This window comes from Methylobacterium sp. J-077 (assembly GCF_022829365.1).
GTDB lineage: Bacteria > Pseudomonadota > Alphaproteobacteria > Rhizobiales > Beijerinckiaceae > Methylobacterium.
Genome location: NZ_JAKSYJ010000236.1, coordinates 136,410 through 150,684 on the forward strand (window position 1 = coordinate 136,410; position 14,275 = coordinate 150,684).

The window sequence follows — 14,275 nt, forward strand, 5'->3', positions numbered from 1 at the left end:
GCGATCGGGGATCAACTTTGTTGCGAATTGGCAACATTCCGGTGCGGCAGGATGAACGGCTGATCGGGGCCGGGGATTTTTCCGACCGGCCAGCGCACCCCGAACACCCGGGCGATCAGCGCGTCCCGCAGCACCTCCGCGGGGCGGCCGGCGGCGACCAGCCGGCCGGCGTCGAGGACCAGCAGGGTGTCGGCATAGGCGGCCGCGAGGTTGAGATCGTGCAGGATCGCCACCACGGCGACGCCGGAGGCCGCGAGAGCCGCGGCGGCGTCGAGGAGCGCCCCCTGGTGATTCAGGTCGAGGCTCGCGGTCGGCTCGTCGAGGAACAGCACCTGCCGGGCGGACACCGTGCGCCCGGCCTCCATCTGGCAGAGCACCCGGGCGAACTGCACCCGCGCCTGCTCGCCGCCGGACAGCGTCGGGTAGGCCCGGGCCGCGAGATGGGCCACGTCGGCCCGGTCGAGGGCGCGGGCCAGGATCGCGTCGCGGTCCCGGGCCTTGAGGCCCCGGCCGATGCCGTCGAGGCCGATCCGGGCCACGTCGGCGGCGGCGAACGGGAAGGCGAGGCGTGCGGCCTGCGGCAGCACCGCCCGCATCCCGGCGAGCCGCCAGGCCGGGATCGTGCCCACCGCCTCGCCCCCGTAGGCGACCCGCCCGCGCGTCGGGCGCAGTTCGCCGCAGAGCAGGCGCAGCAGGGTCGACTTGCCGGCGCCGTTCGGGCCGACGATCACCTGCAGGGAGCCGGCCGCCACATCGAGGGACACGGCGCGCACGAGGTCGCGCCCGGCCACCGTGACGGTGAGGTCGCGGGCGGAGAGCAGGGCCGGCTCAGGCATCGGTGGCGACCCGCACCCGACCGAGCAGCAGCCACAGGAACACCGGCGCGCCGACGAGCGCGGTGACGATCCCGATCGGGAGCTCGGCCGGCGCCGCGACCAGCCGGGCGACGACGTCGGCCAGCACCAGGAACGCGCCGCCGAGCAGCGCCGAGGCCGGCAGCAGCAGGCGATGCTCCGGGCCGATCGCCAGCCGCAAGACGTGCGGCACCACCAGGCCGACGAAGCCGATCACCCCGGCGCCGGCCACGCTCGCACCGACCGCGACGGCGACCAGGAGGATGCAGGCGCGCTTCAGGCGCTCCACCGGGATGCCGAGATGGAACGCCTCGGCCTCCCCCAGCACCAGGGCGTTGAGGCCGCGGCCGAGGAACGGCACCGCGACCAGCACCGGCAGGATCAGCGGCGCCGAGGCCGCGACCTTGCCCCAGGTGGCGCCGCCGAGGCTGCCCAGCGACCAGAAGGTGAGGTCGCGCAATTGCCGGTCGTCGCTGGCATAGGTCAGCAGGCCGGTGAGCGCGCCGCTCAGCGCCCCCAGGGCGATGCCGGCGAGCAGCATCGTGGCCACCGCGGTCCGGCCGGAGCGCGTCGCCAATCCGTAGAGGATCAGAGTTGCGCCCAGTCCCCCCAGGAAGGCGCCGGCCGGCAGGACTAGGTAGGGCAGCGGCCCCGGCAGGCCGGCATAGGCGAGCAGCCGGTCGCCCAGCACGATGATGCACGCGGCGGCGAATCCCGCCCCCGACGAGACCCCGACGAGCGCCGGATCGGCCAGAGGATTGCGGAACAGCCCCTGCATCAGCGCCCCCGAGACCGCCAGCCCGGCGCCGATCATCAGGCCCAGCAGGGTCCGGGGCAGCCGGATGTTGAGGACCACCAGGGCGTCCCGGGCGAGCGCCGGATCGCCCGAGCTTCCGGTGAGCACCGCCAAGACCCGCTCCGGCGGGATGCGGATCGCCCCGAGGCTCACCGAGAGCAGCGCGACGGCCAACATCAGCAGGGTGAGCGCCGCCAGCACCCACGGCAGGGCGGCGCGGTGGTTCAGCGGCATAGCGGCCGGCTCACGGTGTGGGACGCCTCACGCGACCCCCTCCCTCCTTCAGTAACGGCGACACGGCTCACGGATCGGCTTGCGAAGGACGCCACGGGCTCCCTCTCCCGTTCGGGAGAGGGTTGGGGTGAGAGATCAGGTCTATCCGGAGAGGTCGCCCTCCTCACCCTGTCCCTCTCCCGCACGGGAGAGGGGACCCGTGCCACATCCGGCATCCTGTAGATCCGACAGACTGCAAAGAGGTGAGGGAGAGATGCGGTGCCCTCACTCACCCGGCAGGCCCGGGTAGACCGCGCGCATCAGCGCGGTGGCGGCCTCGGGCGTGCGCGGCCCGAAGCCCAAGAGGTAGAGGCCGTCCATGGCGATGAGCCGGCCCTGGGACGCGGCGGGGGTGCGGCCCAGGGCGGTGTCGGGGGCGAAGACGGTCTCGGGCTTGGGCGGCTCCGGGCCGTTCTGCATCATCACCACCGCGTCGGGCGCGGCGTCCACGATGGCTTCGTCGGTCATCGGCTTGAACCCGGCGACGCCGGCGGCCGCGTTGGTGATGCCGGCGAGCGTCAGGATGCCGTCCGCCGTCGACCCGGTGCCGCCCACGACCGTGCGGCCGCCCTGGAGGGACAGGACCACGATCGCCCGGGCCGGCTTCTCGATCCGGGCGCGTCTGGCCGCCAACTCGGCGAAGCGGGCCCGCACCTCGGCGGCGAGGGCCTCGGCCTCATGCTCCAGGCCGACGAGGCGGCCGATGACGGCGATCTTGTCGAGGACGCCCTCCGGGCTCGGCGGCTCGGTCACGGTCTCGACGCGCAGGCCGGCCTCGCGCAGCTGGGCCAGGACCGGGGGCGGGCCGGCGCCGTCGGCGGCGATCACCAGGTCGGGCCCGCAGGCGAGCAGACCCTCGGCCGAGAGCGCCCGCAGGTAGCCGACATTCGGCTTCTCGCGCAGGGCCTCGGGCGGGTAGAGGCTGGTGGTATCGACCGCGACGATCCGGGGGCCGGCGCCGATTCGGTACAGGATCTCGGTGACGGCGCCCCCGAGCGAGGCGATCCGGGCGGCGGTCGCCGACGCGGCAGCGCCCAGGGGGGCGAGAGCCGCCGTCGCGGCGGCGGCGAGGAGGGCGCGGCGCGACCAGGCATGCGGCATCGTCATTTGGTCAGGATCAGCTTGTCGCTGGCGGTGATGCGGAGCCGGTAGCGCTGGCCGGCATGCCGGATGACGACCTCGCGGTGCCCCCGCAGGAGGTTTGCCGACACGATCTCCTCGTCCCGCTCCAAGGCCAACGCCCGGAGCGGCAGGCTGGGATCCCCGCGGCCCTCGCCGCGCGCTCCCGGATTCTCATCCCCGTCCAGACCGGACATGCTCGGAACGCCTCACGTTCGTTCTTTGTAAATCTTCAAACTACAAAGACACATGGCAGAGATCGAACCATAGGGGCGCCCAGCGGCAAATACCAGAGCCCTTGCGGCCCGGATAATCTTGCGCAGATCCGGTCTAGTCTGATTGATCTTCGCGGCGATACATCGTCGCGGGCGCGGTGAAAAACTGCAACACGGCGCGCGACGCTTGGCCGGCAATCGGTCGATCCGCCGCTGCGGGCCACGAAAATAGACGCGGTTTTCCGGGATCGAGCCGGCGTCAGGCCTCCCGGATCCGCGGCGGCCTCAGCCGAACAGGGGCAGGCCCGCACCGATGATGACGAGTCCGAGCACGATCAGGCTGCCGCCCGCGCTCTCCAGGGCCGCCTGCTGCACCGATCGCCGCGGGGCGATGCCCGCCAGGGTCGCGCCGGTGACGAGGCAGAGGACGCTGAGAATGGTCATGGCAGGCGCCTCGGCGGCCGGATTTACGGACACGCGCAACGGTTTCAGTGCGGATAAGGATGCAGCGTCGACGTTAACGAACGCCCCTCGCCGCTCCGGCCCCGCCAGCCGCGGCGAGCCGTCCCGGGCCGCGGTTTTGCGTCATCCCGAAACACGGCAACCCTCCCGCGGGATGATGCGCTAAGGCCGCGGGAATCGCTGGAGGTCGATCTCGATGGCGACCCGGTCGGCGCTGATCGCGGAGAACCGGATCCCGGTCCCCTCGAACGTCCGCCGCACCGCCTGCCGGATCCGCGGACGCGGGCTCTCGCCGAACTCCTCCATCCGCCGGACGCTGGAGCCCGAGACGCCCGAGGCCGCCGCGAGGTCGTGAATCGACCAGCCGATCACCGCCCGGGCGCCACGGATCAGCGGCCCGATCACCGCATCGGGCACCGTGTCGCGCGCGTCGTCCGGGACGGCGAGCACGAGGCCGAACCATTCGCGCACGGCCCCTTCGGGATTGATCTGCGGCGCTCCCCGGCCGCTGAACCGTCGGTACCGGCCGTCAGCGCCGCGGACCCGATACTCCGCGCGGTAGGGCGCGCCGGTGGTCCGGGCGGACCGCCAAGCGGCCGTCACGGCCTGGCGATCGTCGGGATGAACCGCGTCGAGCCAGCCCGTCCCGGCCATCTCCGCGGCACTCTGCCCGGTCAGGTACCCCCAGCCGGCCGCCATCTCGATCTCCCCGGCCGGAAGCGCCGACCAGGTCGCGGCGGCGACCGCGCGCAGGACGCCGGTCTGGCGGGCCTGCATCCACGCCGCGATCTGCCGGGCCTCGTGCGTCGCCGTGGTGTCGAGCAGGATGCCGTCGATCCGGGCCAGCCGGGCGTCGGATCCGAGCACCACCTCGGTCTTCAGGGCGACCCACCGGACCGTCTGGTCGGGCCGGATGATCCGGAATTCCCGATCGACCGCGTGGCCGCTCCGGAGCAGGTCCCACAGGTCGGACTGGGCGGCCTCGTCGTCGGGGTGGATCAGCCGGCGGAACAGGCCGCGCAGCTCGTCCGCGGGCGGAAGTCCGGTCATCCGGTAGAAGCCCGGGGAGCCCCAGAGCCTGCAGGTCGCGATCTCCAGCGACCAGAAGCCGAGCCCGCCCCGCTCCTCCACGAGCTTCAACATCTGGCCGGACGATAAGGGAATTCTTTCTGCGGCATTATCATTATGGAACGCAGCAATAGGATCGTGATTCATCTGTATAAGCTCAGGCTCACCATACATCGATCGGATCAAGATCCGCAGAAATCGAAATCCAATCTGTTATGAGCCACTCCGTATAGTATTGCATCCCCTGATCTGTAGCGCAGCCGCGGCCCCCACCACTAGCTCAAGCGAAGCAGGCCATCACTGTCGCGCCGGCATGGCACCGGGCAGCGCCGCCTGGTTCGACCTGCTCGGCGACGGCGATAGCGCGTGATCCAGTCGGCATCATGCCGGGACGTCCGGAACGTGTCCACGCCGCCCCCCCAGATTCGACGTGAAGTTGGCTTGACATTCTGGGGCAATCTCAGGTCATCGTCGCTCTTATCTAAGCAATGATGGAAAATGAGCTGATTTTGATCAGAAGCAATCGTTCAGAGAAGATTTTCCGATTGCCTGATCAGATTTCAATCAGATAAAAATCTTGTGCATCTGCAACTTTTCGATAAAGATTATATCGGCGTTAGGTTATGCCTGTCATCTTATATTGTGAAGACGAAACGGACTGACATATTTTAAATATATTTGTATAGCATTACTGAATATAGGTCTAGAAAATACACGACTAAAAGATACCGATCGAATATCAATATTCCGGCCCCTCTTCAGGGGCAGGAAATTCTCTGAACCCGGCACTCTGACCCCGACATAAGGCGTCGACCCATGGCTCTCGCGAAAAAATCCGCCATCCGCTCCATGCCGGCTCCGGTCGCCCCGAGAGAGAGCGTCGCGGCCTCCACGGGTCGATCGCACCTCGTAGCCGAGGCGGAGAAGCGCAAGGCCCGGACGTTCGCGCGGCAGCAGAAGGCCGCCGAGCGGATCGCCTCGGCCACCGCGCAGCTGTCGAGCGGGATCGCCGAGGCGGCGGCCGCGGCCGAGGAGCTGCGCAAGGCCTCCGAGCAGATCGGCGTTGGCGCCGAGGAGGCCGCGGGCGCCGCGCAGGAGACCATGAAGGCGGTGAACCAGGGCGCGGCCCTGATCCAGTCCGCCAAGGAGAATGCCGGCCTCTCCCTGCGCAAGACCGAGGCCCTGTCCGGGCTGATCGGCGAGACCGCCGCGCAGATCGGCGCAACGGTCGCGGCCATCGCCAAGGCCTCCGAGCGCCAGGAGGCCTCGGTGAAGCTGGTCGAGGAGCTCGATCGGCAGGCGAGCGCGATCGGCGAGATCGTCAAGGCGGTCGCCCGGATCGCCGACCAGACCAACCTGCTCGCCCTCAACGCCGCCATCGAGGCGGCCCGGGCCGGCCAGCACGGCAAGGGCTTCGCGGTGGTCGCCGACGAGGTCCGCACCCTGGCCGAGACCAGCGAAAAATCCGCCCGGGACATCCAGGCGCTCGTGGCGCAGATCCAGGCCGACGTGAAGGTCGCGGCCGACGGGATCAGCCAGTCCGCGGTCTCGGCCCGCGCCGAGGTCGAGAAGGGCCGTTCGGTGACCACCCAGCTCGACCGGGTGCGCGCCGACATGGCCGAGATCATCGCGGGCTGCGGCGAGCTCGTCCGGGCCGCCGACGAATCGGCCACCGCCGCCACGGAGGCGCAGAAGGGCGCGGAGATCATCGCGGCCGCGGCCGAGGAGCAGAGCGCGGCCTGTCAGGAGACCGGCAAGATGGTCGAGCAGCAGACCACCGCCCTGTCGCAGAGCGAGGACGCCGCCCAGGAGCTGTCCGGCCTCGCCGAGGAGCTGAAGAACAGCACCAATATCGGCAAGAGCGCCGAGGAGGTCGCCTCCGCGTCTTTCCGATAGAATGCTGTTATTCATCAGTAGCTTATCCAAATGACATCCTTACCTACCCACACTTAAGCCCTCGTCTTCAAGGTGGCTTTTCGGGGACGGCGAGGAACGACTAGGGACGTGACTGCCCGCACGGGATGCGCGAGCGACGTTCGTGATGGGCAGACATCAACCGGCAAAGTCGATCCGGCATTGCTCGGCCGTCGGCAGGCCTTGGGGTGAGCCGACCTTCCACGCCCGTTCCGAAGTGATCCCCCCAACCCCGCAGAGGGGCGGGCGTGGTTGTCCCGATGATTCAGCAGGCTCGGCAAAACGGAAACCGTTTCCGTTTTTGAAAAGCGACACGGTGTCGTGTTTGGCCTCCCCGGATCTGGGGAGCGCAAAATGGACACGATGTCCGTTTCCCAAAAGCGAAACCGTTTCGCATTTGTCTGTCTCGGCGTAGGCTACCAGGGTCGGCGAGGAGGAGACGCCTCGCTGATCTCCACGCCCGCCCAAAAGCTTGCGTCCTGGCTGGCTGATCGGGCGGGCGTGGATGTCAAGGATAGGCATACTGCGCCCATCCCTACCGACACAGCACCGGCATCGGCGGGATCGCCGGCACGCCGCTGGCCGTTCGCGGGATCGGGCCTCGACCGACTGCGATCAGAGTCCGCAGGCTTCGGGTGGCGTAGTAGTTCGCCCTGCGCATGTCGTGGGTGGCACGGCGAACCCGCCTCGTGTGCCACCACGCCACCGCGACGATGAATGGGCTGATCAGGCGCATAGCTCGATCACCTCCCGCAGGACCGTGATCACCATTCTCTCAAGGTCATCCGGCGCCTTGTTCTTCGCCGGGTCCGTGAACGGGAATGTGTGAGCCAGGTAGTCCTGAAGGCAGAGGCGAGCCTTGGCCTTCAGGTCTGCGGGACTTAGAGACGGCTCCGCTAAGGCGCGGTCCCAGACGGCATCGTACAGATCCATCTCAGCATCAAGCTTATCGTCGTCCCATTCCTCGGCTCGGCACCGAGGGGATATGCCGGCCCAGTGAGCGGTAGCCCACTCGCACGCACGGGCGAGATCGGTCGGCACAGTGACGGCGGCCGATCCGGGAGGCAGGGCCATGACGGCCCCACCTGTGAGCGGGGCGGTAAGGATAGCGCCGAGGGCGGCGCTCCGGGTGGAAACCGTCATTGACCGGCCTCCTCTAGACCCACGGCGCGAGTGAGCCGCGTGTGGATTTCTTCAAGGAAGCGTCCGGCTGCCATGACGCCGCGTTGGGACACATCGCGAGAGTTCGACGCATCAATGAGCAACGAGGCGATGCCTACGAGATCGTCGAGGGCGATCTCCACTTCGATCATGTCGAGCTTGCGAGCGGCAGTCGTGGTCATCGTGCGCCCTCCCGCAGCGGACGGGACAGCTTGAAGGCGTGCTCCCAACTCGCTTCAACCCGCTCGGCGATCTCTCGCATGACCGGGCCGATTACGAGCAAGCAGTCGCTCGGATCGTTGTCGCTCGTGCCCAACTCGAAGACCGTGCTGGCCCAGCGTGTGAGGTCGCGAACGTCGCTCTCCATGTCGGAGATGAGTTCGGCAAGATTATCGCGGCGGTGCTCGCGCTGGCTCATGCCGCCCTCCCGACATTGAAGCGGTGAGCGCCGCGACCGGCCCACTCGGTGGCCGAGGCTTCCGGCTCCTCGGGCTCGCGGTCGACATCACCGTCCCAGGCGTCGAGGAGATCAATCAGCCCCTCGACCAGGTTCTCGACCTCGGTGCGGGATAGGGCGCGGATGCCATGGGTGAACTGAGCCGAGAAACCTGCCTGTGGGGCAGGTTCAGCCGCCCGCATCGCGCGGGTGCCATGATCCTGAAACCGGAAATCTCCGGGTTTGCCCAGTGCGGCAATGCCGGATTTCACGGCATTGGTCTCGGCGAAGAAGCTGGCCAGCCCGCTCTCGACGGCGACGATGGCTTGATCGGCCGGGTCGGCGCCCCGCATGGCGCGGATGGCCTGTGTAACCGGTCCTACCTGTGCTGAAGGCAAGCGCGGGCGTTCACCGCCGCCAACGGGCGGTGTAGGGTGGTGGATAGCCATGAACAACATTCCTGGTGCGGTTTGTGGTTAGAGCCGGCGGGAAGTTCGTACCTTCCGGTCGGCTCGTTATTGTGCTATCACGGTTGGTATGTGGATGCAAGAAACCTTGCTAGCAAAGAAACGGCGCGGCCCAGCCCCAACGGGCAAGGGGACGCAGATCGTCGTCCGCATGCATGCCGATCAGCTCGGCCCACTCGACGCTTGGATTGAGACTCAACCGGAGCCGCAGCCATCGCGGCCCGAAGCTATCCGACGCCTGGTCGAGGAAGCGCTGAAGAAGCGCTGACGAACCCGCTCCGAAATTTGCTGGAACAACGGATCTAGAAGATAAGATATGGGCCGGCCTGCGCTAGATCTATACAGGCGTAAATTTGCTAAGCTAATTGGTATTACCGCCGACGATGAATTGGCGTGGCTTATCTGGGCAGTTTCTACACTACAATCTTCGCGTCCGGAAAGAGCAAAGCTGCTTATCAGTTACCCTGAAGAAGCTGTCACACAGGATGTCGGATCCAGATACTATGCACACCCATGGCGAATGGAGACCATATTTAATGAGGCATTGGTTGCGCCTAAGATAGAAGTAAATCAGCCGCCATATAGAAAGCTTGTCTGCACCTCCTTCGGCGCTATGGCTATGCTGATGAATGCAATTGGCAAAGTTGAGGATCAAGAGTCGGGACTAAGCTTAAAATATTTAGATGTGATTAGCGAGTTGCATAGAATTGCACAGCGCCAATTTGAATGGCAGCGCGGCTTCATAAATCTTGGGGCCCTTTATAGGGCGTCATTCATATATGGTGGCCCTCTTGCAAGAGGAAGATTTGCAGATCGAAGGGGCATTGAGTTAGATGATTTCTGCAGATGTTGTTTTGTGCTAATGGCCTCTTGGTTCAGTAGGCCCATAATGGCGAGAGACTCTGACTTTTCGGTTGCTGGCATCAGCAAACAGCAGTTGGATGCAACACTTGAGGCGATCTCTATCGAGCATGCCGAGGATCGGATCTTAGCCGCAAAACAGAGAGCAACGGAAAACCAGACGGCGTATAAGCAGAGCATTCTCCGACAGTATCCTGTGATTAGATTTAATAACGATAGTGAGTACCTTATCGCCCCTTTGCCGCAGTTGATATCAAGCAGAGCCACCTCGGGGCTGTATTATGATTTGATCGGCGGTCGTGGCGATGTGCGAAATGAAATCAGTGGTCGATTTGAAAACTATTGCCGGAGGATTATTAGAACCGTTCTGTCAGACGCGGCCGTTGTAGATGGCAGCTTGTACAGCATCCGCGGCCGAAGCTTTGAGACATTCGACGCCGGCATCTTGGATGCAGGGGAAATTGCGGTCATAGTCGAGTGCAAGGCCACCAAGCTAACTTACGATGCAAAATTTTCCGAGTTCCCGCTCGTCGAGGCTGAAGATAAATATTCAGAGATCGTAAAGGGTGTTTTTCAGATTTGGCGCTACATTTCCCATGTCCGTAGGGGACTAGCACCTGCGGCGGCAATTTCAAAGGATGCTGTCGGGATGGTTTTGACGCTCGATGCATGGCTGATGATGTCCACTCCCATGCAAAGAGAGGTTACAAATCGCGCCGTCAAGCTCGCCAAGTCTCAAGAATCAGAAATAACAAGCGAAGATCAGATACCTGTCATATTTTGCCCAATCGATGATCTAGAGTTGGTTCTTGCAAACTGCACGTCGGAAAGTTTGTTAGAAACCGCCAGAAAATCAGCGCACGACGAATTTTACGGCTGGATGATGTATAATGTTCATCAACAATTATTCCCAGAAATTCGGCATGGCCGAACATATCCTTTCCTTGAGCAGCTTCCCGAGGTTGCCCCGTGGTGGGGAGACATGCAGGCGATCATGGGGAGGGGCCCCCCTAACGTCTGACCGCTTCAAATTACGGTAGTAAGAGGCTACCTCCTTACCATGCGCTACGCCCTCGCCGCCCTCGCTTTCGTCGTCGCTGCCGGTGGGGTAGAGTCAGACAGCCGCTGTCCGAGTGGTGATGCCCAGGCCTGACGCGGCAGCCGCCTATCGGTACACTGACCGGCGATGCACAAGCTCGCGCCCAACAGCCTGTCTCGTCTCCGCAACCTCGCGACGACCGGTCCCCGCTTCTATCAGATCAGCGTCTACATGCGGCGCCTTGAGACGCTCGGACTGGTCGCGGCCACCGGTCGAGCGATCCCGGCGGAAGACAGCGTCGAGTATGAGATCACAGCAACAGGGCGTCAGGAACTGATCGACCGCTATGGGGCGTCATGGTCAGAGCCTGCCGGAGATGAGGACTAATTCGCCTTCGCCATGTGCCGCCTATGGCTCTGCACGATGTGGCTGAAGAGGGCGCCGGTGGGTGGGCGGGCTCACGAAAAAGCCCGCGCCGGCGAACCGGGGGGCAGAGGTTGTGATTTCCAGATAGGGGGAGTCGAAAATCGCGTGAACCATACCGCAAATACCACTAGAGGAAAGCCCGCCACGATGCTGGATCGGGCGGGCTTTCAGCCTCGGACGCTGGTGTCACCGCGGAGTCCGAGGCTCTGATGGCGCCAGCTGTTGAGACGGGCACCGCACACAGTTGTAGTGCTGCAGCGCAGCAAAGAAACCCGCCTCGGCTGTGAGCCGGGCGGGCTGAAGTTGTCATTGGGCTTCGAGCGCTATGCATGGCTCGGCCGACGCTGATTCGCTTCACCCTTTTGGATGATGGGAGGGTCTCAATCCGCCTTCGCCATCTGCCGCCCGTGGTTCTGCATGATGTCGCGGAGAGTGCGACGCACCCCGTCAAGAGCGCGCCGCAAGTTGGCTCGCGGTCTCACTGACGAGCTTAAAGCTTTTGGCAAGGCGTGGGCCAAGCTACCGATCTGCATGCGTGACCGAGTTGTCGGCCCCAGGGATGAAGCGGCGCGTCGACCAGACGATCTGCCCTGCGTCGTTCCAAAGCGTCGCGGACCCAGCACGCTCGGCGAGGAGGGTAACAAACCGGGCTTCCGCTACAGCGATCGCTTCCGCGCTCGTCGTCGCGTCGAGCTGTTCTCTGGCCACCGATAGGCCGCTCGCGCGCCGGCGGTGAATGGAGCATTCGAGGTGGAACACAGCCATCTGGAAGAAAAGCAATGGGCTTGCCAATCGCTCCGAATAGCCGTGGCATACCAATGTCCATAAAGAAGCCCGCGCCGGCGGACCGGGCGGGCTAGTTTAAGAACCTCGACGAAGGCTATCTTCCGCTTGGTGCGGCGTAGCTGCCCGTCGATCCATTACCGCCGCCGCTACCTGCCGGTGCACCCGGTGTTTTATTCCGAGCGAAGCTAGCGCCGGGATACCGGCGTTGCGTGCGGGACATCATGCGGCGACGCATATGGTGGCGCCTCATCCTTACGTTTGTAAGCATGTCGGATGAAGAAGCGATGCCGGCTATCGGACCGGCAGGTATAGCTACTGCCGGAAGAGTAAGGCTGGCGAGACCAACGCCTGCAAGCGCGGCGAGAAATGCGATCCGCATTGAGATCCTCCTTTAACCCGGCTCCGAGGGAGCACGTTGGGTCAAAGATTAAGGTGTGGCGATCACCGCTAAGATCAATGCGTAATCGTGCTCTCACGGCTGCCCGCTGTTAGCCGCCATCGCGTAGGCGGGGCAGACTCCAGGATATCGACACCGCCATCCCGGCGGCTATTTTGCTGGGATGCGCGCACCCCTAACTAAGGGAAGCGCTCTCTGCCTGACGCGGAGTGATCATGAAAGCCGCGCTGATCAGATGGCTCATGGTGGCGCTTAATATCAGTGTGAGCACCGCGGCTGTCGCGCAGCGGAGGCGGATCCATAGGGCGGCTCCTCGTGCGACGATTCAAGTCCCGCAGTCCGGCTTTCTGCAACCGCCTAGCACAAGGCTGCGAACTCAGGACGACGGCATCATTCACTGGAACACGCCAAATAAGGACGGCAATCTCGGCGGTCCTGGGGTGGGGGGAGGTGGCGGCGGTGGAGGTTGATCTACTCCGCCTTCGCCATCCGTCGCCCGTGGCTCTACACTCCTGGCCCCACCCCGTGAGCAGGCCGGGGCGGGGTATGCACCTACAGCTATCGCTGATCGGCCTCTTGCGCATCTAGCCGCTCGACTAGCACGGCGAGGACGTTCTCTAGTTCATGCCGGCGCTCGTATGCGAACCCGACATCAGCAATCTTCGCCTTCACGAGTTCGACGAGCTTATCTCGCGCCGCGTGCCCCTTGGGAAGGGTCTCGAAAATGGCGGTCAACGCGGTTTCGACAATCTCAACGCGCAGAGCAAGTGACGCCTTGTACTCCAACATCCTCGACCTCCACTGTTGCAACCTGATGCATGATAGGATGCACAAGCGCTGCGTGTATGCAGCCCCTGGTCATTTGCCTAAAATCGGCTCGGCTTGACGATGCTTAGCTCGCTGGATGGTGCGCGGACGCACAGAGTGCGATCTGAACTGTGATTTTAGAGAAGGGCAGCCGTGTCGAGATGCGCCTCCGCCGCGAGGAAAAAAGCCCGCGCCGGCGGACCGGACGGGCTAAGTTGCCATTGGAGCTTCGGAGGAGAGCTGAACCTACGCCATCGAAAATCTGTCGATTTAACATGCGGCAGTGTCAGCCTCGGTCGCGAACGAAGAAGCCCCGCGCGGCGGCTGCCGGCGGGGCTGAGGAGGCTCGTGTCTCGGGAACGAACTAGGCTGGCTTCTGCAAAGCTCGTTCCACAGTTGTGGCTAGAGTGTCACTTCCCGCCACCGCTGCTGGTGGAACCCACACGCGAAGGCTGTCCTTCGTTGCCGGCAGCAGCCGAGTCGGTATCGATGGCATCGGCAGCGCGACCGGTCGGCGAGTAAGTTACGGCATTCTCATCCCCGGTCGAGCCATTATGCCTGATCACCACACCTGGAGCGCCCGGGGGCACGATCACCTGGGTGCTGGTCGGCGTCTCAAAGACCGTCTGGGCGAACACGGGGGTCGCGAACGCTGAAGCGACCACAGCGGCTAGAGCGAGCTTGTTCATGCTGATCTCCTGACGGATTGGTGCGGCAGAAAACTCCTGAGGCGTCTGGCAACTAGGATTGCGCGCAATCGATCCGGGAACCGGTAGACGCTGGCACACCAGTGTGTGCCGGCGCACGCTGGACACAAACGGCAACAGATGCGTCATCGAAGGCGCGGGCTCATTCCGCCTTCCGCAACTGCGCGTCACTCCGCTACACGACATCATGTGTCACCAGCCTTCGCCATCTGCCGCCCGTAGTCCGGCGCGATGTTGCAACGGAGCTGGATCGACATGGCCAGCGCTAGTAGTCAAAAGGAGTATTGACGCTCGGAGAAAATGGCAAAAACTTTCGAGAGTAATACTCCCCGGAGAAACTGGTGCCTGAGTTCGCAATCTCAGAAAACTGCGATGGGCGCTGCATGGTCATCGCGCCGGGCCTCATCGTGGATGATCTGAGCCGTGAAATGGCTGAGGCATTCGTGGCTGCTTGTCTCAGAGTTCAGGGGAAAGCGTCACGTGGTGC

General features: G+C 64.4%; 17 protein-coding genes. 3 read left to right on the forward strand and 14 right to left on the reverse strand.

Annotated features, from left to right (window positions below; all coding sequences use genetic code 11):
- Positions 1 to 11: 11 nt before the first annotated feature.
- The 6 genes from MKL11_RS30365 to MKL11_RS30390 all read right to left on the reverse strand — a co-directional run bounded on the left by MKL11_RS30365 (position 12) and on the right by MKL11_RS30390 (position 4,862).
- The gene (locus MKL11_RS30365) at positions 12 to 836 is read right to left on the reverse strand and encodes a heme ABC transporter ATP-binding protein (protein WP_243950601.1); all 825 of its coding nucleotides are present in this window, start codon (positions 834 to 836) and stop codon (positions 12 to 14) included.
- Positions 829 to 1,884, reverse strand: coding sequence for a FecCD family ABC transporter permease (locus tag MKL11_RS30370; protein WP_243950603.1), 1,056 nt, complete (start codon positions 1,882 to 1,884; stop codon positions 829 to 831). Before MKL11_RS30370 ends, MKL11_RS30365 begins: the two co-directional genes overlap by 8 nt.
- A 264-nt stretch (positions 1,885 to 2,148) precedes the next feature.
- Entirely contained in the window at positions 2,149 to 3,030 is an 882-nt protein-coding gene (locus MKL11_RS30375; RefSeq protein WP_243950605.1) for a hemin ABC transporter substrate-binding protein, read from the reverse strand.
- Positions 3,027 to 3,239 carry a hemin uptake protein HemP gene (gene hemP, locus MKL11_RS30380; RefSeq protein ID WP_243950607.1) on the reverse strand — a complete coding sequence of 71 codons (213 nt, stop codon included), beginning with the start codon at positions 3,237 to 3,239 and terminating at the stop codon, positions 3,027 to 3,029. Before hemP ends, MKL11_RS30375 begins: the two co-directional genes overlap by 4 nt.
- Before the next feature lie 303 nt (positions 3,240 to 3,542).
- Positions 3,543 to 3,701, reverse strand: coding sequence for a hypothetical protein (locus MKL11_RS30385; protein ID WP_167367670.1), 159 nt, complete (start codon positions 3,699 to 3,701; stop codon positions 3,543 to 3,545).
- Between the two features lie 180 nt (positions 3,702 to 3,881).
- On the reverse strand, positions 3,882 to 4,862 hold the full coding sequence (locus MKL11_RS30390; protein ID WP_243950609.1) for a PAS domain-containing protein: 981 nt from the start codon (positions 4,860 to 4,862) through the stop codon (positions 3,882 to 3,884).
- 741 nt (positions 4,863 to 5,603) lie between these two features.
- Between MKL11_RS30390 and MKL11_RS30395 the strand changes: the two genes are divergently transcribed.
- Positions 5,604 to 6,683, forward strand: a complete 1,080-nt coding sequence (locus tag MKL11_RS30395) for a methyl-accepting chemotaxis protein (RefSeq protein ID WP_243950611.1) — start codon at positions 5,604 to 5,606, stop codon at positions 6,681 to 6,683.
- 553 nt (positions 6,684 to 7,236) lie between these two features.
- Here MKL11_RS30395 and MKL11_RS30400 read toward each other — a convergent pair.
- From MKL11_RS30400 to MKL11_RS30420, 5 genes are read right to left on the reverse strand one after another with little or no spacing between them, the layout of a single operon-like run.
- Complete coding sequence (locus MKL11_RS30400; RefSeq protein WP_243950613.1) at positions 7,237 to 7,437, reverse strand: hypothetical protein; 201 nt, start codon at positions 7,435 to 7,437, stop codon at positions 7,237 to 7,239.
- Positions 7,428 to 7,844, reverse strand: a complete 417-nt coding sequence (locus tag MKL11_RS30405; protein ID WP_243950615.1) for a hypothetical protein — start codon at positions 7,842 to 7,844, stop codon at positions 7,428 to 7,430. Before MKL11_RS30405 ends, MKL11_RS30400 begins: the two co-directional genes overlap by 10 nt.
- Positions 7,841 to 8,044, reverse strand: coding sequence for a hypothetical protein (locus tag MKL11_RS30410; RefSeq protein ID WP_243950617.1), 204 nt, complete (start codon positions 8,042 to 8,044; stop codon positions 7,841 to 7,843). Before MKL11_RS30410 ends, MKL11_RS30405 begins: the two co-directional genes overlap by 4 nt.
- Entirely contained in the window at positions 8,041 to 8,280 is a 240-nt protein-coding gene (locus MKL11_RS30415; RefSeq protein WP_243950619.1) for a hypothetical protein, read from the reverse strand. The genes MKL11_RS30410 and MKL11_RS30415 overlap by 4 nt, the downstream gene beginning before the upstream one ends.
- Positions 8,277 to 8,651, reverse strand: a complete 375-nt coding sequence (locus tag MKL11_RS30420; RefSeq protein ID WP_243950621.1) for a hypothetical protein — start codon at positions 8,649 to 8,651, stop codon at positions 8,277 to 8,279. The genes MKL11_RS30415 and MKL11_RS30420 overlap by 4 nt, the downstream gene beginning before the upstream one ends.
- Positions 8,652 to 9,081: 430 nt before the next feature.
- Between MKL11_RS30420 and MKL11_RS30425 the strand changes: the two genes are divergently transcribed.
- Entirely contained in the window at positions 9,082 to 10,647 is a 1,566-nt protein-coding gene (locus tag MKL11_RS30425) for a hypothetical protein (protein WP_243950623.1), read from the forward strand.
- Between the two features lie 165 nt (positions 10,648 to 10,812).
- The gene (locus tag MKL11_RS30430) at positions 10,813 to 11,052 is read left to right on the forward strand and encodes a hypothetical protein (RefSeq protein WP_243950625.1); all 240 of its coding nucleotides are present in this window, start codon (positions 10,813 to 10,815) and stop codon (positions 11,050 to 11,052) included.
- Between the two features lie 558 nt (positions 11,053 to 11,610).
- Here MKL11_RS30430 and MKL11_RS30435 read toward each other — a convergent pair.
- From MKL11_RS30435 to MKL11_RS30445, 3 genes are all read right to left on the reverse strand, one after another.
- Positions 11,611 to 11,871 (reverse strand): hypothetical protein, encoded by a 261-nt coding sequence (locus MKL11_RS30435; RefSeq protein WP_243950628.1) that lies wholly within the window; start codon positions 11,869 to 11,871, stop codon positions 11,611 to 11,613.
- A 961-nt stretch (positions 11,872 to 12,832) separates the two neighbouring features.
- On the reverse strand, positions 12,833 to 13,063 hold the full coding sequence (locus MKL11_RS30440) for a hypothetical protein (protein ID WP_243950630.1): 231 nt from the start codon (positions 13,061 to 13,063) through the stop codon (positions 12,833 to 12,835).
- A 428-nt stretch (positions 13,064 to 13,491) separates the two neighbouring features.
- Positions 13,492 to 13,770 carry a hypothetical protein gene (locus MKL11_RS30445; protein WP_243950632.1) on the reverse strand — a complete coding sequence of 93 codons (279 nt, stop codon included), beginning with the start codon at positions 13,768 to 13,770 and terminating at the stop codon, positions 13,492 to 13,494.
- Between the last annotated feature and the right edge of the window lie 505 nt (positions 13,771 to 14,275).